16 protein-coding genes and 1 tRNA gene are annotated in these 15,834 nt (G+C 47.3%); 11 read left to right on the top strand and 6 right to left on the bottom strand.

Features of this window, described 5'->3' with window-relative positions; all coding sequences use genetic code 11:
* The first annotated feature begins 28 nt into the window (after positions 1 to 28).
* The 3 genes from ABV409_RS12325 (at position 29) to ABV409_RS12315 (ending at position 2,395) form a co-directional block, all read left to right on the top strand.
* Positions 29 to 592: a Crp/Fnr family transcriptional regulator gene (locus ABV409_RS12325; protein WP_353877895.1), complete on the top strand. Its 564-nt coding sequence runs from the start codon at positions 29 to 31 to the stop codon at positions 590 to 592.
* A 194-nt stretch (positions 593 to 786) separates the two neighbouring features.
* The gene (locus tag ABV409_RS12320; RefSeq protein ID WP_353877894.1) at positions 787 to 1,272 is read left to right on the top strand and encodes a luciferase domain-containing protein; all 486 of its coding nucleotides are present in this window, start codon (positions 787 to 789) and stop codon (positions 1,270 to 1,272) included.
* A gap of 19 nt (positions 1,273 to 1,291) precedes the next feature.
* The gene (locus ABV409_RS12315; RefSeq protein WP_353877893.1) at positions 1,292 to 2,395 is read left to right on the top strand and encodes an ABC transporter substrate-binding protein; all 1,104 of its coding nucleotides are present in this window, start codon (positions 1,292 to 1,294) and stop codon (positions 2,393 to 2,395) included.
* A gap of 372 nt (positions 2,396 to 2,767) precedes the next feature.
* Here ABV409_RS12315 and ABV409_RS12310 read toward each other — a convergent pair.
* A tRNA-Arg gene (locus ABV409_RS12310) sits at positions 2,768 to 2,841 on the bottom strand.
* Positions 2,842 to 2,907: 66 nt separating this feature from the next.
* Between ABV409_RS12310 and ABV409_RS12305 the strand changes: the two genes are divergently transcribed.
* Positions 2,908 to 3,420, top strand: coding sequence for an adenine phosphoribosyltransferase (locus ABV409_RS12305; RefSeq protein WP_353877892.1), 513 nt, complete (start codon positions 2,908 to 2,910; stop codon positions 3,418 to 3,420).
* 1 nt (position 3,421) lies between these two features.
* On the opposite strand, the gene ABV409_RS12300 is transcribed toward ABV409_RS12305, so the two are convergent.
* The 3 genes from ABV409_RS12300 to ABV409_RS12290 form a co-directional block, all read right to left on the bottom strand.
* Entirely contained in the window at positions 3,422 to 3,562 is a 141-nt protein-coding gene (locus ABV409_RS12300; RefSeq protein ID WP_353877891.1) for an SsrA-binding protein, read from the bottom strand.
* Between the two features lie 612 nt (positions 3,563 to 4,174).
* Entirely contained in the window at positions 4,175 to 5,887 is a 1,713-nt protein-coding gene (locus ABV409_RS12295) for a M56 family metallopeptidase (protein WP_353877890.1), read from the bottom strand.
* Positions 5,887 to 6,246 carry a BlaI/MecI/CopY family transcriptional regulator gene (locus ABV409_RS12290; RefSeq protein WP_353877889.1) on the bottom strand — a complete coding sequence of 120 codons (360 nt, stop codon included), beginning with the start codon at positions 6,244 to 6,246 and terminating at the stop codon, positions 5,887 to 5,889. Before ABV409_RS12290 ends, ABV409_RS12295 begins: the two co-directional genes overlap by 1 nt.
* A gap of 151 nt (positions 6,247 to 6,397) precedes the next feature.
* On the opposite strand from ABV409_RS12290, the gene ABV409_RS12285 reads away from it, so the two are divergent.
* A complete protein-coding gene (locus tag ABV409_RS12285; protein WP_353877888.1) occupies positions 6,398 to 7,336 on the top strand; it encodes a calcium/sodium antiporter in 939 nt (312 codons plus the stop codon).
* A 60-nt stretch (positions 7,337 to 7,396) separates the two neighbouring features.
* Here ABV409_RS12285 and ABV409_RS12280 read toward each other — a convergent pair whose 3' ends face one another.
* On the bottom strand, positions 7,397 to 8,401 hold the full coding sequence (locus tag ABV409_RS12280) for a glutamine synthetase beta-grasp domain-containing protein (RefSeq protein ID WP_353877887.1): 1,005 nt from the start codon (positions 8,399 to 8,401) through the stop codon (positions 7,397 to 7,399).
* Positions 8,402 to 8,605: 204 nt separating this feature from the next.
* Here ABV409_RS12280 and ABV409_RS12275 point away from each other — a divergent pair, with 204 nt between their 5' ends.
* Entirely contained in the window at positions 8,606 to 10,792 is a 2,187-nt protein-coding gene (locus ABV409_RS12275; RefSeq protein WP_353877886.1) for a glutamine synthetase III family protein, read from the top strand.
* Positions 10,793 to 10,835: 43 nt separating this feature from the next.
* On the top strand, positions 10,836 to 11,822 hold the full coding sequence (locus tag ABV409_RS12270) for a serine/threonine dehydratase (RefSeq protein WP_353877885.1): 987 nt from the start codon (positions 10,836 to 10,838) through the stop codon (positions 11,820 to 11,822).
* Here ABV409_RS12270 and ABV409_RS12265 read toward each other — a convergent pair.
* Entirely contained in the window at positions 11,819 to 12,592 is a 774-nt protein-coding gene (locus ABV409_RS12265) for a 3-keto-disaccharide hydrolase (protein WP_353877884.1), read from the bottom strand. The two genes, ABV409_RS12270 and ABV409_RS12265, sit on opposite strands and share 4 nt — an antisense overlap.
* Before the next feature lie 86 nt (positions 12,593 to 12,678).
* Here ABV409_RS12265 and ABV409_RS12260 point away from each other — a divergent pair, with 86 nt between their 5' ends.
* The 4 genes from ABV409_RS12260 (at position 12,679) to ABV409_RS12245 (ending at position 15,832) form a co-directional block, all read left to right on the top strand.
* Positions 12,679 to 13,860 carry an AIR synthase related protein gene (locus ABV409_RS12260; RefSeq protein ID WP_353877883.1) on the top strand — a complete coding sequence of 394 codons (1,182 nt, stop codon included), beginning with the start codon at positions 12,679 to 12,681 and terminating at the stop codon, positions 13,858 to 13,860.
* A 101-nt stretch (positions 13,861 to 13,961) separates the two neighbouring features.
* The gene (locus ABV409_RS12255) at positions 13,962 to 14,393 is read left to right on the top strand and encodes a QcrA and Rieske domain-containing protein (protein ID WP_353877882.1); all 432 of its coding nucleotides are present in this window, start codon (positions 13,962 to 13,964) and stop codon (positions 14,391 to 14,393) included.
* A gap of 6 nt (positions 14,394 to 14,399) precedes the next feature.
* Positions 14,400 to 14,843, top strand: a complete 444-nt coding sequence (locus ABV409_RS12250) for a thioredoxin family protein (RefSeq protein WP_353877881.1) — start codon at positions 14,400 to 14,402, stop codon at positions 14,841 to 14,843.
* Entirely contained in the window at positions 14,840 to 15,832 is a 993-nt protein-coding gene (locus ABV409_RS12245) for an FAD:protein FMN transferase (RefSeq protein ID WP_353877880.1), read from the top strand. Before ABV409_RS12250 ends, ABV409_RS12245 begins: the two co-directional genes overlap by 4 nt.
* Positions 15,833 to 15,834 lie beyond the last annotated feature (2 nt).

Genomic DNA, 15,834 nt, shown 5'->3' with positions numbered 1-15,834 from the left:
TTCCGGAACAACTCCTACACCACCACCGATGCTTGATTATCTGTTGTCCCATAATTTTATTTCCGCTGAAGAAGGGAACCGCATCATTCGTTATTTCGAAAGACTTGCAATAAAGAAAAAGCAATACCTATTGAAGCGGGATGAAATGGCCCGTCGAGTGTATTTTATCCAAAAGGGGTGTGTCCGTTCGTTTTTGACAGATTATCATGGCAAGGAGCAGACCTTTCTTTTCGGTACCGAGGGATATTGGATGGGCAATTTGCAAGGATTTTCGGAAGGTGCCCGATCGACCTATAATTACCAGGCTATTGAAGATTCGGTAGTGTTGGCGATCGATAAGGGTTCATGGGATGAACTGCTTCGTTCCGAACCTGTTTTTATGAGGTTTGTAAGTGACTTGTTCCGAAACGCCCTAATCGTACAAGAAAAGCGTATCGTTGAATTATTTACACTTTCTGCAGAAGAACGGTATGAAAGTCTCTTGAACGACAGAAGGGATATTTTAAACAGGGTGCCCTTAAAGTACATTGCAAGTTACATCGGCATTACCCCGGAGTTTTTCAGTTTGATGCGCAAACAACGGCTCAAGTAGTTTTCAGTTACAATTTCAAATACTACATCACGCGGCTTTCTTAACCTACCTTAAGTTTTTTACAAAGGCCGTTTCGGAATTTCGTCAAAAAGCCGATGATCGATAGCATACGGTGTTCAGGGTTGGATATGTTTTTGTCCGCCATAATTGCAGCATTGGTATTGGTTGGGGTCATCGAAAATAGAACACTCGAAATGAAAGAATCAATTCTCAATGAGCTGCCGAAACGTGATGGTGGTCGACCCTTGACAACGAATACCAATCCACATTCACAACTTGAACAACAACCGAAAGACCTTTCTTTTGTCAATGAACTGCGTGATTGGGCGTTTCAACTTGAATTTATCGAGCAAAGGCCTAGTGCGATATCCGTTCCAGGGGCCTTGGCCATGTGCATGGACGAAGACCGAAAGTGCACTGATTGCAATGCCTTTATGATCGGCACTGAGTTCGCCCATTTCCATCCCCATCCTGATTATAGTCTTCATTTAGGATTGTCGACCAAGGATGCCGAAATCACCATTGCAAAAGGTTGGGGCGAGTGGCATCCCTTGATTGAACAGGGATATTTACCACCGAACATCATTATGCTTTATGCACCACGTAATGAAGAGGAACTGGCTGCTGCCAAAATCATTCTGGGCCGCTCCTATGACTATGCGAAAGGAAAAATCAAATAATCAAAACAATCGTTTAACCATGAAAAAATACATCATTTGCATATTAGGCATTTTACTAAGCAACCTTATACAGGCCCAAAAATATCAAGGCTCGGCGAGTATTGAAATTGAAAACCGATCTTTGGAAGAACTCTATAAAGCCGCCTTGGAGGAGGGCGGGGAATTCGTTTTGCGTGCCGGTGGGGATAAGTCCGACCAGATCGATTACTACCTTGACATGTTCAAGGCTCGATTTCCTGATTTAAAGGTGATCCATAGCGTGGATGTAAGTATCAATCATGCCCCGCGTTATGACAATGCAAGAACGATCGGGGATCTTGAGAACATCCCCGATGTCATCCAATTCCAGACCTTACATCGCTTTACGTACTATACGGAACAAGGCTTCCTCGATACGTATAAACCTAAAAACTGGGATAAGGTCTTTCCGGATTATAAAGATCCCCATGGGCATTGGACCGGACTATATGGGGTGACCTTTTCCAATTTTGTCAACACTGGGATGGTTGGGGAGGATAACATCCCCCGTGATGCGCTGGATTATCTTGACCCTGCTTTGAAAGGGAAGGTGATATTGACCTATCCCCATGATGATGACGCCGTTCTATACCAATTCTGGAACCTCAAGGAAATGTATGGATGGCAGTACCTGTTGGATTTGGTGGCCAGTGAACCCGTTTGGGTGCGGGGTACGGCTATGCCTTATGTCGCCATCAATAAGGGTTGGTATGCCGCCAGTTTTACCACGTTTTGGGCTTTCGCACCCATGCCAGGTTCCGACACCCGTTTCGTATTGCCGAGCAAAGACTATTTTCTGACCTGGTTCCAGGCGGCCGGAATTCCCAAGGAAGCCCGACATAAGGCCGCGGCCAAACTCTACTTGAATTGGATGCTATCTGAGGAATTTCAAGGAAAGTGGTTGCAGTTTCCGGTCAGAAGGGATGTAAAGGCTCCCAATGGGTATCAAAGTGTGCACCACCACAACACTTCTCCTGCGGATTTTCATCGATGGTTATTGAAGCGCGATATCGTAGAACGGTTTAGGATGCAAATGTTGCATTTGATCGGACCGGTTCAAGGACCAACCCCTATTGCAATCGACTATACCATCAAACCGGAATGAAGGGTTGCCAAAGAATTGTATCATGATGTACCTCTCATGTCACCGGGTAAAATCGCCTACTTTTAGCTTGAAATGGCCGCAGCTAGAGTACCTCACTGCGTTCGGTTTTCCTGCCAGCCCCGTAGTCTAAATAAAAAGCGCTCCAAACCTACGGCTTGGTTCTTTTTCCGTTTTCACTCTGGCAATCGAGCAAGCTCGTTGCTACGCTCAAACGAAAAAAGCCCGCCTTGGGGCGAGCTTTTCATTCTTAAGTGACCGCGGCAGGATTACCTCACTGCGTTCGGTGTTCCTTAGCGCTACACGCTGAAAATCAAAAACCTCCAAAATCAAAAAAGCAAGCTTTATGATTTAGCTTGCTTTTCGATTTATTCGTGACCGCGGCAGGATTCAAACCTGCAACCTTCTGAGCCGTAATCAGATGCGCTATTCAGTTGCGCCACGCGGCCATGTTTTAAGGGCTGCAAATATATTTCTTTTTAAATTTATCACAAAACCCCTTATCCAATAATTTAATGGATTTAAACAGCTACGTGCGCGATGTGCCCGACTTTCCGAAACCGGGAGTGGTCTTTAAAGACATCACCCCCTTGTTGAAATCACCCCAAGCCTTGATGGCCGCCCTTGATGGCCTTTGCGATTTGGTGCCCAAAGGGGATGTCGATTTGGTGGTGGGCGTCGATAGCCGGGGTTTTATTTTCGCCCCGATGATGGCAAGCCGCCTGGGGGCTGGATTCATACCCGTACGAAAAAAAGGAAAATTACCACATACCACCTTGTCGCAATCCTACGATTTGGAATACGGTACCGATACCCTTGAAATCCACGCTGATGCGATTCGCAAGGGTGATAAGGTCTTGGTGCATGATGATGTGTTGGCGACCGGAGGCACGGCAAAAGCGGTCTGTGACCTTGTAGAACGCTCAGGCGGTATCATCGTGCAATGCAATTTTTTGATCGAACTCGATTTTCTTCAAGGGTCCCGTAAGCTAGGGGCGCTGCCCGTTGGGGCCTTGCTGCATTATTGAATCAGTCCAATGCCCGGGTGGTCACATAGTAGCGCCAGCCGATAATCGCCAATTGCCATTTCTTGGCCTTGGCGGGGTCGAGACGTCTTTTGGTGAAAGAGGGCAATAACAGCTTGTTGAGTTTCGCCAGGAATTTGAACATTAGCGTTTGATTTCATGCAAAATACAATAAAAAAGCCCAACATCATGTTGGGCTTTCGCTGTTCGATTTTGATTGTTTTCGGTTTCCCGATTTTGATTTGATGAATATAGCAACAGCCAACCGTTGGGCTGCACCAACGGTGAATTCCCATTCACCCCTATACCGGTTATAAGATAAAAGTAACCAGGGTTAACAGCAGGGTCAAAAGGAATTTTACCAAAGTGATCATTGTCTTGTTTTTTTTAGTGACTGTTCGTGATTTGATGATTGTTTTCGTAATTCTTGTTTGAATATAAAATGAGAATCGTCATACTTCCAAAGAATCATAGCGGAATTAATGAAATTGAATACGAAATAGTAAGTAAAAAAATGAAATATGTCACAATTATGATGTGACCTCCTTGCTCATTGTTTTAAATTGAAATAGCATAAAACATTTTACTTGTTCAACTGTTAGAATTGTAGGGGGTTTTTTGGCCTATTTTCGAAAACCAAGGGGGGAATTTGCTTAAAAATGGCCAAAATTGACGTTTTCGTTTCTTTTGGTGACAAAAAAACCGGCTGGTGTGGCCAACCGGTGTTTTGACTCAAAGCGACTGAATGGGGTCGCTATTAATTCTTTTTGGTGGTGATTTCGACCACACCGTTGGCTGCTTTTGCGCCATACTTTTTGTCCGCTGCTTCCCCTTTCAGCACATTGATGGTCGCGATTTTGCTCGGTGAGAGTTTCTTGACTTTCTTTGCCGAGGCTACCTTGCCATCGATGACGTATAAAGGACCTTCCTCGCCGTCGGTATCGACAAAGAAGAACCCACCATCGGAACTGATGACCTCGACATCCTTGTCATTATCGCTATCGCGCATAATGAAAACGTTTGAATCGCCCTTCTTTCCATCTTTATACCGTTTGACCTTAACGCTTTTATGCTTACTCTTCTTACCGTCTTTACTCAAGTGTATTTTGACTTCTTCATCGTCATCATCGGTGACAAAGACATTGTATCCGTATTCGTGTAGATCATCCTTATCCACTTCATCACCATCGACATAGATTTTATCTTCACCATCGACTTCCTTGATGATGATCTCTTTATGGCCGCTACCCCGACTGACCCAGACCCGGTCGTCATCCGTCGAAATTTTGGTGACGTTCTGATGGTAGGTGCCTTTGGATCCAATGGATACCCTATTGTTTTCACGATCGATATAAATGACCAAGGGCTGGATGCCGTTGTTGTCGGATGAATTATAGGAATTCTTGAACGATGCCCCGTTTTTACCGGTGCCGGAAACTTCGACGGCGATATCGATGATTTCCTTTGCCTCATTGTGAACCACCGTATAGGAGAAGTCAATGGCATCTTCGGCCAATTCCCGCTTCATTTTAAGAAGTTCGCTATCCGAGGTGTTTTTATTGATGATCAATTCGATCGATTTATAGGAATTCGCTACGGCATGGTCGTCATAGCGATACTCCTTGTCGGTGTTGAAGCCGACCAAAAAGAGCCCCAATAACGGAAGGATCAATAAGACTTTCAAACTGTTCGTTTTTTTCGATTGATTTTGATTTAACATGACGATTCGTTTTTTGATTAATGAATTATAAAATGAATTGGTCAAGGCGAGGGTGTCTTGCCCGACCGCTTGTCGCAACATTAGGTATTGATAGGTTTTCTTGTCGAAGGCCTTACAAGTCTCGGCATCCGCGATGAATTCGAGATTTTGCTTGATACTCGTCTTGTAGAGCCATACGACAGGGTTGAACCACAGCAGAATACAGCACAGTTCCAATAAGAGCACATCAAGGGAGTGGTACTGTTTGGCGTGTACCTCTTCATGGGCAATGACCGAATCGAGTTCTTCCGTCTCGAATTGTCGTGGATTGTAATAGATGTATTTGAAAAAGGAAAATGGGGCGATGGTTTTTTTCGTGCGTACGTGATAGAACGGAACGACACGCTCGATTTCAGACCGCGATGCCAATTGCCCGAGGGCCACCAGCTGGATGAGAAAACGGAGCAACAATACCGCCGCAACGGAACCGTAGAGCAGTCCGATCCAAAACCACCAATCGATAGGGGTCGGAGTGTCTAAAGCGGTTGCCGTCGGTATGAATTCCCCCGTGGCCAGGTTGGGTAGTGCGGGTATGATCACGGTTTGTTTGATTTTGTAAAAGGGGAGCAAGAGGCTGGTAAGTAAACCCAGGGCCAAGAACCAGCGGTTTTCAGTAAAAAGGGTCTCTTTTTTCAGAAAGAGCATATAGCTCCCATAGAATAGGAATAAAATGCCCGATGATTTAATGAGGTGTAGGATGATGTCTTGCATTACTTCCGGTTTTCGATGGTGGCGATGATTTCCTTTAATTCATCGACCGATATTTTTTCTTCCTTGGCGAAAAACGATACCAGGCTCTTGTACGAATTACCATAGTAATCGGCGATGGTGGCGTTGATATAGGTTTTTCGATAAGTTTCTTTGCTGACTTTCGGGAAGTAGCGATGGGTATTACCGAATACTTCATGTCCTACGAAGCCCTTTTCCTCAAGATTGCGAATGATGGTCGATAAGGTGTTATAATGTGGCTTTTGGTCGCCCATTTCGGTCATGACCTCTTTGACGAAGGCCTTTTCCAATTGCCATAGGATCTTCATGACGGCCTCTTCCTTATTCGTTAGTTTTTGCACGATATTCAATTTTGTCCGTCAAACATACTCTTGTTTTTTTAGTTGTACAACTATATTTATAGTTATTTAACTATTTTTTTAGTTTTTAATTTGGGGAAACGTGTCGTGGTGATGAATGATAGTTGGTCTATATTTGCCAAAAATGCCGCCTGTGTTGAACCTTCTTTTTATTTTGGCCGGCCTGGCCCTGCTTATCTTCGGGGGAAACTGGCTGTTAAAATCGGCCGTTGCGCTCTCGTTGCGGTTAGATATCCCCAAGATCGTTATCGGCATGACGGTGGTTTCTTTTGCAACTTCGGCTCCGGAGTTGATCGTGAGTGTCAAAGCCGCCCTTGATGGTTCTCCCGATTTGGCTTTGGGCAACGTGGTCGGTTCGAATATTGCGAACCTCGGCTTGGTTTTGGCCGTAACGGTGCTACTGGGAAGCATTGATGTGCGCAAAAGTTTTTATTCTACCGATTGGCCGGTGATGATGATGGCCTCCCTGTTATTTACGGTATTCATCTATTTCGATGGCGTATTGGTGCGTTACGAAGGTATCGCCATGGTCACCTTTTTGTTTTTGTTCTTGGTCTACCTCTTGCGATTTCAAAAAACGGCGGTCGTTGACGAAATGCCCGAAGACGATGAGGCGATGGCTTGGCACAAACTGGTTTTGCTATTGGGGATAGGTGGGGCGGCCCTTTGGGGTGGTTCCGAGTTGTTGATAGCAGGGGCCAAGAATATGGCCGGTGCCTTGGGGGTCAGTGAACGGGTCATCGGGATTACCGTCGTTTCCGTTGGTACCAGCATTCCGGAGTTAGCAGCTTCTATTATTGCGGTCTTAAAGAAGGAAAAAGCGATTTCGTTGGGCAACCTGATCGGTTCGAACATTTTCAACTTGTTGGCCGTGTTGGGCATCACCTCGATCATTACCCCGATTCCTGTAATTGATGAAGGGCTATTGACGAATGATATTTTTTGGATGCTAGGGATTTCCTTTTTGATCCTGCCCTTGGTTTTTATCCCGAAAGGATTGCGTTTGGGATGGCGCGATGGGCTTATCTTGATCGGCCTATACGTTGTTTTCGTATACACCACTATCAATTAAAAAAGCCATCCCGATGTGGGATGGCCCTTTCTTATAAGCAACAACTAATTTATAGTCTTATTAAGCGGATTTCACCGTTTTGATGATACGGGCAGCCACCTTGTATGGATCGGCGTTCGAAGCAGGTCTACGGTCTTCCAACCATCCTTTCCAACCACTTTCGACCGTGGCGATCGGAATTCGGATCGAGGCTCCACGATCGGATACCCCAAAGCTGAATTCATGGATCGATTGGGTTTCATGCAGACCGGTCAAACGTTGGTCGTTGAATTCCCCATAGACTTCGATATGCTCTTTGGTCACAGGACGGAAGGCTTCACAGATCTTATCATAGGTCTCTTTGTTGCCCGCGGTTCGCAAAGTGCTGTTCGAGAAGTTGGCGTGCATACCCGAACCGTTCCAATCCCCTTTGATCGGTTTCGGATGGTATTCGATGTAGAAACCGTACTCTTCGGTCAAACGATCCAAGAGGTAACGCGCGGCCCAAACTTGGTCTCCGGCATTCTTGGCACCTTTGGCGAATATTTGGAACTCCCACTGCCCACAGGCAACTTCTTGGTTGATCCCTTCAAAATTGATTCCGGCCTCAAGGCACATATCGGCATGGCGCTCGACCAAGTCCCTTCCGTGGGTGTTCTTTCCACCAACGGAGCAGTAGTACATTCCTTGTGGACCAGGATACCCTCCCATTGGGAAGCCCAAAGGCAATTGGGTCTCGGTATCCATGATGAAGTACTCTTGTTCAAAACCGAACCAGAAATCCCCATCCTCATCATCGATGGTCGCCCTTGAATTGGAGGCGTGTGGTGTGCCATCGGAGTTCAAAACCTCGGCAATGACCAAGAAACCGTTATGACGGGCAGGGTCTGGATAAATAGCGACGGGTTTCAACAAACAGTCGGATGAACCGCCCTCGGCCTGTTGGGTAGAACTACCATCAAACGACCAAATAGGACAATCTTCAAGCTTACCGCTAAAGTCTTTTTCAATTTTCGTTTTACTTCTCATATTGGCGGTAGGCTGATAGCCATCCAACCAGATGTATTCTAATTTTGATTTGCTCATAACACGTGGCTATTTTTTGGTTTAAACAAGTAGCAAAAGTATTGATTCAAACAAATAATTATATTTTTTTTGGGGGTAAAATTCAAAAAGTTATCCATAATTTCATTAACCCCCATGATTTTAGGGGTTCATTGAAAAAATTGTAATATTTGCGGTCAATTTTATTAAATTGTTAATAATTACCCCCATCCAAAAGAGACATCCATGCCAAAAATGAGATTTGACGCCTTGGCCGATAGCCACAAACGACGGGCCATTGAAATTGAGGAAATGGGCAAACGCTCCGATTTGTTCGCGAAATACGTCTTCAACGACGATAAAATGCTGCAGTTTTTGACCGATGAAGCTTATAAAAAGGTGAAAGCCGCTATTTTTTCAGGGAGCAAGATCGATCGCAAGATCGCCGATCAAGTGGCCGAAGGTATCAAAGCCTGGGCCCTTTCTATGGGGGCTACCCACTATACCCACTGGTTTCAGCCCTTGACAGGACAGACCGCTGAAAAACACGATGCTTTTTTCGACCTATTGGCCGATGGTCGTGCGATAGAAAAGTTCGGAGGTGGGCAGCTGGTGCAACAAGAACCCGATGCCTCCAGTTTTCCTAGTGGGGGCCTACGGAATACCTTTGAAGCACGCGGGTATACGGCATGGGATCCTACCTCACCGGCATTTATTTACAAAACCACGCTTTGTATACCGACCATCTTCGTTTCCTACACCGGAGAGGCCTTAGACAATAAAGCCCCCTTGCTTCGAGCGCTACATGCGGTAGATCAGGCGGCCACGGCCGTTGCCCAGTATTTCGATAAGAATGTGAGAAAGGTCAATGCGACCCTGGGCTGGGAACAAGAGTATTTTTTGGTCGATAAGGCCTTGGCACAATCACGCCCCGACATTTTGATGACCGGGCGTACTTTGATCGGTAATTCAGCAGCCAAGGGGCAGCAATTGGATGATCATTACTTCGGCGTCATCCCCAGTAGGGTGTTGAGCTTCATGAGCGAGCTGGAGCAAGTTTGTACCGGGTTGGGTATTCCGGTGAAGACACGGCATAATGAAGTCGCCCCGAACCAATTTGAATTGGCCCCGGTTTTCGAGGAAGCCAACCTATCGGTCGATCATAACCTTTTGTTGATGGATGTGATGGATGAGATAGCCGATGCCCATGGGTTCAAGGTATTGTTCCATGAAAAGCCCTTCGCCGGAATGAACGGATCGGGCAAACACAACAACTGGTCATTGGCCACCGATACCGGTACCAATTTATTGAGCCCCGGAACAACCCCCATGAAGAACCTCCAATTCTTGACCTTCTTCGTGAATACCATCAAAGCGGTCGATAGTTATGAGGAACTGCTACGTTCTTCGATCGCTTCGGCCAGTAACGACCATCGCCTCGGTGGGCATGAAGCGCCTCCGGCGATCATATCGATTTTCATCGGCAATCAACTGGGCGATGTACTTGATGAATTGGAGGGGGTATCCAAAGGAAAGCTGTCGCCCCAAGAGAAAACCGAACTCAAATTGAACGTCGTAGGGAAAATCCCTGAGATCCTTTTAGACAATACCGACCGCAACCGTACCTCACCATTTGCCTTTACCGGCAACAAATTCGAGATCCGCGGGGTCGGGGCAAAGATGAACTGCGCCAAACCCATGACGGTTTTAAATACGATCGTGGCCCAACAATTGACGGATTTTAAAAAGGAGGTCGACGCCTTGATCGACAAAAAGAAATTGAAAAAGGATGAGGCGGTCTTCAATGTACTTCGAGAGTATATCAAAACCTCGAAACGGATCCGTTTCGATGGTGATGGCTACAGTTTCGAATGGCAGGAAGAAGCCAGAAGAAGAAAACTGAGCAACAACAAATCGACCCCCGAGGCCCTTCAGGTACTGACTTCGAAAGAAAGCATCGCCTTGTTCAAGAGCATGGCGGTGATGAGCGAAGTCGAACTCTCGGCCCATCAAGAAGTTGAATTGGACAATTATGTTTTCCATTTGCAGATCGAAGGGCGCATTTTAGGCGAACTGGTCTACAACCACATCCTACCTTCAGCGGTCAAGTACCAGAACCTGTTGCTGCAGAACGTGACCGGCCTTAAAGAGGTCTATGGGGCCGCACACAAGACGATGACCGAACCTCAATTGAATATCCTGGAACAAATCGGGGAGCATTTGGTGGCCATCAAAAAGTTGACCGATAGCATGATCGAAACCAAGGAACGGGCCGAGAATATGGCGACCATTGCGAAAAAGGCCCAAGCCTATTGCAACAATGTCAAGCCCTTTTTCGATAAGATTCGCGAACATGCCGATGGCCTTGAACGGGTGGTGGCCGACGACCTCTGGCCGTTGACGAAATACCGTGAGCTATTGTTCGTAAAATAGGGGAATAGGTTGTGCTTTTTTGGGTGGATGCTTACTTTTGGGAATGCAATTGACCCTTCAAGACCTCGAGGCTGCTAAACGGCGCATCGACCCGTTTATCAACAAGACCCCGATATTCACTTCATCATTGCTCAACGACTGGTTGGGCCATGAGATTTTCTTTAAATGTGAGAATTTTCAGAAAATAGGGGCCTTTAAGGCGCGAGGGGGTGTCAATACCGTAGCTTGGCTTCAAGAAACTGGTCAGACCCCACAACATATCGTGGCCAATAGTTCGGGCAACCATGCCCAGGCCGTAGCCTTTGCCGGGAAACAATTCGGCATCCCGACGACGATTTTCATGCCCGAATATTCCTCCCAAGTAAAGATCCAAGCGACCCGGTCTTATGGTGCCGAAGTGGTGTTGAGTAAAGACCGTGACATTACGGATGCCTTGGTCCGTGAGGCCGCCGAAAAAGACGGAACGTATTGGATACCGCCCTTCAATCATGAACAGGTCATTTGCGGTCAGGGAACCGCGGCCTTGGAAGCCTTGGGTGAACTGCAGCATATCGATGCCGTTTTTACACCTTGTGGTGGTGGTGGACTTACTTCAGGCACCTTGATCGCAACCAGGGCCTTGAATCCGAAGGCTGAAATGATCGGGGTCGAGCCCTTGAATGCCAACGATGTGGCCGAATCCTTGCGTACCGGAACCATACAGCGACTGCCGGGTGTGCCCGATACCTTGGCCGATGGTGCGATGACCATGGCCACCGGTGAAATAACCTTTGAATACCTCAAGCAATTGGATGGGTTTTACGAAATCGAGGAAACCTACCTTTTGTATTGGACGCAATGGTTGACCCATTTGTTGAAATGCCGCATCGAACCGACCTGTGCCATGCCCATGGAAGCCATACGCCGGTGGTTGAAACCCAAGACATCGAAACAGCGGGTGTTGATGATCATTTCCGGGGGAAATGTGGATCAGCCGACCACCCAAAAGATCTGGGCGAAGGACTTCCTGAACGACCGGCCCTCACTTTAACTCGGGATTTCCCGGATCTTCATGTTGCGGAACCATACCTCGAAATACCAATTCTGTAGGGCTATTTTCCCTTTGGTGGCCTGTCCGTAGGCCGGGAACCTCGAAAACCCGTTGGCATCGACCTTGGCCTTCCATGAGGCACTTGAAAAGTCTTCGGTAGCGGTCAGTTTTCCGTTCAGGTAAAACTCGATCTTTCCTTGCCGTTGCACGATCCGTGAGTGGTTCCATTGTCCTGCCGGATTGGCCTCTACCGTATTCAGCTGTTCCGAAAACCCATAAAGGCAACCGGGTCGTTTTACCCCGACATCGGTGTCCATATGCGAAGGTTCCAGCAATTGGTATTCCGGGCCGGTCTGGTAGGCCGTGGCGTACTCCGGTGCTTCCTGTACATTGATGAAAATACCGCTATTGCCCCGGGTGGCGATTTTCCAATCAAAGGCCAGTTCGTAATCTTCGAAATCTTGATCTGTCACCAAATCCCCATGAACTCGGTTTTCATCAGTGGCATTGCAGAATAGCATGCCGTCACGTACCTCCCAAGCGGCATGGGCCGTAGAATCGGCCTTGTTGTACAAATGCCAGCCATCAAGGGTCTCCCCATCGAACAACAACTGCCAGCCTTGTTCTTTTTCGATGGCGAACAACTGGTTGTGTGCCTTGTTGGCTTCGGCCAATTTCTTGGTTTGCCAACGGGTTTCGGTTTCTTTTCCTTGCTCTTTACAGGAAGCAAGGGTCATGAAAACCAAAAGGAAGATGGAGGTTCTGTACATTTTTTGATGGAATTGGAATTCGATTTAAAGGTATTAAATTTCCAAAACGCAAAAAGCAATTTCCTATTTTTGCGCAAAATCGGACTATGGCCTCAGCAACGAGTAAACGGTATGCCCAACGAGGGGTTTCGGCAGCAAAGGAAGATGTGCACAATGCGATCAAAAACATCGATAAGGGCCTTTTCCCCAAAGCGTTTTGCAAGATCGTGCCCGATTACCTGACAGGGAGCGATGCCCATTGCCTGGTCATGCATGCCGATGGGGCCGGCACCAAGTCGTCCTTGGCGTATATGTATTGGAAGGAAACCGGTGATCTTTCGGTTTGGAAAGGCATTGCCCAAGACGCTTTGATCATGAACATCGATGATCTTATCTGTGTCGGAGCCACCGATGACATCTTGTTGTCGTCGACTATTGGCAGAAATAAAAACCGCGTTCCCGGCGAAGTCATCTCCGCGATCATCAATGGTACCGAAGAATTGATTTCCGACTTGAAACGACACGGGGTCACTATCCATTCAACCGGAGGGGAGACGGCCGATGTAGGCGATTTGGTCCGAACGATCATCGTCGATTCGACCGTGACGGCCCGAATGAAGCGTGAAGACGTTATCGATAACGCGAACATCCAAGCTGGCGATGTGATCGTCGGTTTGGCCTCTTATGGCCAGGCCAGTTATGAATCCGAATACAACGGAGGTATGGGGAGCAACGGCCTGACCTCGGCACGCCATGATGTGTTTTCAAAATATTTGGCCACGACCTATCCGGAAAGCTTCGATGCCGAGGTTCCTGAAGATTTGGTCTATTCGGGTCAAAAGCGATTGACCGATACGGTTCAAGATGCGCCGCTCGATGCCGGCCGCCTGGTATTATCACCGACGCGTACCTATGCCCCGATCGTTAAAAAAATCCTTTCGAAATATTCCGCCGATACCATCCATGGTATGGTGCATTGCAGTGGAGGCGCCCAAACGAAAATCCTGCATTTCGTCGACGATGTGCATGTCATCAAAGACAACCTACTGCCCGTACCACCCCTGTTCCGCTTGATCCAAGAGCAATCCGGAACCGATTGGAAGGAAATGTACCAGGTCTTCAATTGTGGCCATCGATTGGAGCTTTATGTGGATCCAAAGAGCGCCGACGACTTGATCACTATTTCCAAATCCTTTGGGGTCGATGCCCAGGTCATCGGTAGGGTGGAAGCCCATGCTGCGAAAAAATTGACGATCCGTAGCGAGTTCGGCACTTTCGAATATCAATAACCGCCTGCTTCGAAACTCTACCGCTGTTGGTATCTTTACTGGGGTTTCCATACGAAAATCCCATTGTTAGCGTTTAAAGGTAAACCCCAAATGAAAACGCTATGGAAAGAAAACAATTCCTAAAAAGTCTTGGAGCCGGAGCCGCTTTCGCGGTCACCTTCCCTTGTTTACATGGATGTTCGACCGATAGTGAGGAACTGGAGACCTTTCCGATTCCCGAAGGTGTCGATTTCACTGTGGATTTAACTTCAGCCGAAGCTGCCCCCCTTGCCGAAAACGGTGGGTTCATCCGAACGAATTTCGTCGTCATTGCCAGAAACTTACAGGGTGAGTTGGTCGCTGCCAGTCAGATTTGCAGTCACCAGCAGACCGAAGAGGTTCGTTTTACTACCGAAGAAGGAGGTATTTTCCTTTGTTCGACCCACGGATCGCGCTTCGATCAAAACGGAACCCCGATAAACACCATTACCAGCAACCCTTTGAAGATCTTCAATGTGGAGCAAAATGGTGACATCCTTCGCATTTTTGAATAATCTACCATGCGAAGAGGGGCCCTTTTACTTTTCGGATTGCTTTGTGCTGCACAGGTATTGACCGCACAAGAATGGACCAGCAGCTATGAAGAAGCCTTGCAACAGGCCGAGACCCAAGACAAGCCATTGATTTTGGTCTTCTCGGGCTCTGATTGGTGTGCCCCGTGCAAACGGTTGGAACGTGAGGTTTGGCAGTCGGACACCTTCAAGCAATATGCCCAAGACCATTATGTGTTGTACAAGGCCGATTTTCCCCGAAAAAAGAAAAACCAGTTACCTTTAGAAACGCGCAATGCCAACAAGTCCCTGATCGAACGATTCAATACGAAAGGGTTCTTTCCTTTGGTCGTGGTCATGGATGGTGGTGAAAACGTCTTGGGGAAGACAGGCTATCAGCGCATGAAACCCGACAAATACATCAAATTGTTGAATTCGTATACGAATCGGTGAAAAGAGCGGTCTTTCTTTGTTGTCTCGTCCTCGCTGGTCTGTGTCACGCACAGCAGCGGTTGGTGACGGTCAAGAAGACCCTCAAACTCATGGGTACGCGTTTCGAATTGACCGTGGTGGCCTCTTCAGAGGAAATCGGGTACATCAATATTGATGAAGCCGTTGCCGAAATCACGCGTATCGAACGGATGATCTCCTCTTGGGATCCCGATTCCGAAACTGCGAGAATCAACGAAAATGCGGGCATCCGTCCGGTGAAGGTGAGTCCGGAACTTTTTCAGTTGATCGAAAGGGCAAAAAATATCTCAGAGATTACCGGCGGTGCTTTTGACATCAGTTATGCTTCTATGGACCGACTTTGGAAATTCGATGGCAGTATGACCCAAATGCCCAGTGAAGATGCCATTAAGGCCAATATTGCCAATATAGGATACGAAGCCATTGAACTCGATCCCGATGCCATGACCGTTTTTTTGCGGCGCAAAGGAATGAAAATCGGGTTTGGTGCTATCGGAAAAGGCTATGCCGCCGATAAGACCAAAGAGCTGCTCGTTTCCAAAGGGGTGCCCGGTGGGATCATCAACGCTTCAGGCGATTTAACGACCTGGGGTACCAAGGCGACAGGAGAGAAATGGATGGTCGGCATCGCGAACCCTATGGGCAAGAATCGGGTGTTCAGTTGGTTGCCGGTGGTCGAATCGTCAGTGGCCACCTCGGGCAATTACGAAAAATTCATCGAATTCGATGGCAAAAGGTACTCACACATAATCGATCCCCGCAGCGGCTATCCGACACGGGGTATCCGTAGTGTGTCCTTGTTTTCAAAAAGCGCGGAACTTTGCGACGCATTGGCTACGGCGGTTTTCATTATGGGCAAGGACAGTGGCATCCATTTGATCAATCAGATCGAAGGTACCGAAGTCGTGGTCGTCGACAGCAACAATAAAATCCATAAGAGTTCAGGTATCGTATTCGATACCTCAAAATAGAC

Source organism: Flagellimonas algarum (genome assembly GCF_040513375.1).
GTDB lineage: Bacteria > Bacteroidota > Bacteroidia > Flavobacteriales > Flavobacteriaceae > Flagellimonas_B > Flagellimonas_B algarum.
This window is presented reverse-complemented; position numbering and strand designations above follow the sequence as displayed.

What these genes read in the sequence shown, in the direction of transcription:
- ABV409_RS12325 (WP_353877895.1), top strand. Translation starts at nt 29, where the DNA reads ATGCTTGATTATCTGTTGTCCCATAATTTTATTTCCGCTGAAGAAGGG.
- ABV409_RS12320 (WP_353877894.1), top strand. Translation starts at nt 787, where the DNA reads ATGAAAGAATCAATTCTCAATGAGCTGCCGAAACGTGATGGTGGTCGA.
- ABV409_RS12315 (WP_353877893.1), top strand. Translation starts at nt 1,292, where the DNA reads ATGAAAAAATACATCATTTGCATATTAGGCATTTTACTAAGCAACCTT.
- ABV409_RS12305 (WP_353877892.1), top strand. Translation starts at nt 2,908, where the DNA reads ATGGATTTAAACAGCTACGTGCGCGATGTGCCCGACTTTCCGAAACCG.
- ABV409_RS12300 (WP_353877891.1), bottom strand. Translation starts at nt 3,562, where the DNA reads ATGTTCAAATTCCTGGCGAAACTCAACAAGCTGTTATTGCCCTCTTTC.
- ABV409_RS12295 (WP_353877890.1), bottom strand. Translation starts at nt 5,887, where the DNA reads ATGCAAGACATCATCCTACACCTCATTAAATCATCGGGCATTTTATTC.
- ABV409_RS12280 (WP_353877887.1), bottom strand. Translation starts at nt 8,401, where the DNA reads ATGAGCAAATCAAAATTAGAATACATCTGGTTGGATGGCTATCAGCCT.
- ABV409_RS12275 (WP_353877886.1), top strand. Translation starts at nt 8,606, where the DNA reads ATGCCAAAAATGAGATTTGACGCCTTGGCCGATAGCCACAAACGACGG.
- ABV409_RS12270 (WP_353877885.1), top strand. Translation starts at nt 10,836, where the DNA reads ATGCAATTGACCCTTCAAGACCTCGAGGCTGCTAAACGGCGCATCGAC.
- ABV409_RS12265 (WP_353877884.1), bottom strand. Translation starts at nt 12,592, where the DNA reads ATGTACAGAACCTCCATCTTCCTTTTGGTTTTCATGACCCTTGCTTCC.
- ABV409_RS12260 (WP_353877883.1), top strand. Translation starts at nt 12,679, where the DNA reads ATGGCCTCAGCAACGAGTAAACGGTATGCCCAACGAGGGGTTTCGGCA.
- ABV409_RS12255 (WP_353877882.1), top strand. Translation starts at nt 13,962, where the DNA reads ATGGAAAGAAAACAATTCCTAAAAAGTCTTGGAGCCGGAGCCGCTTTC.
- ABV409_RS12250 (WP_353877881.1), top strand. Translation starts at nt 14,400, where the DNA reads ATGCGAAGAGGGGCCCTTTTACTTTTCGGATTGCTTTGTGCTGCACAG.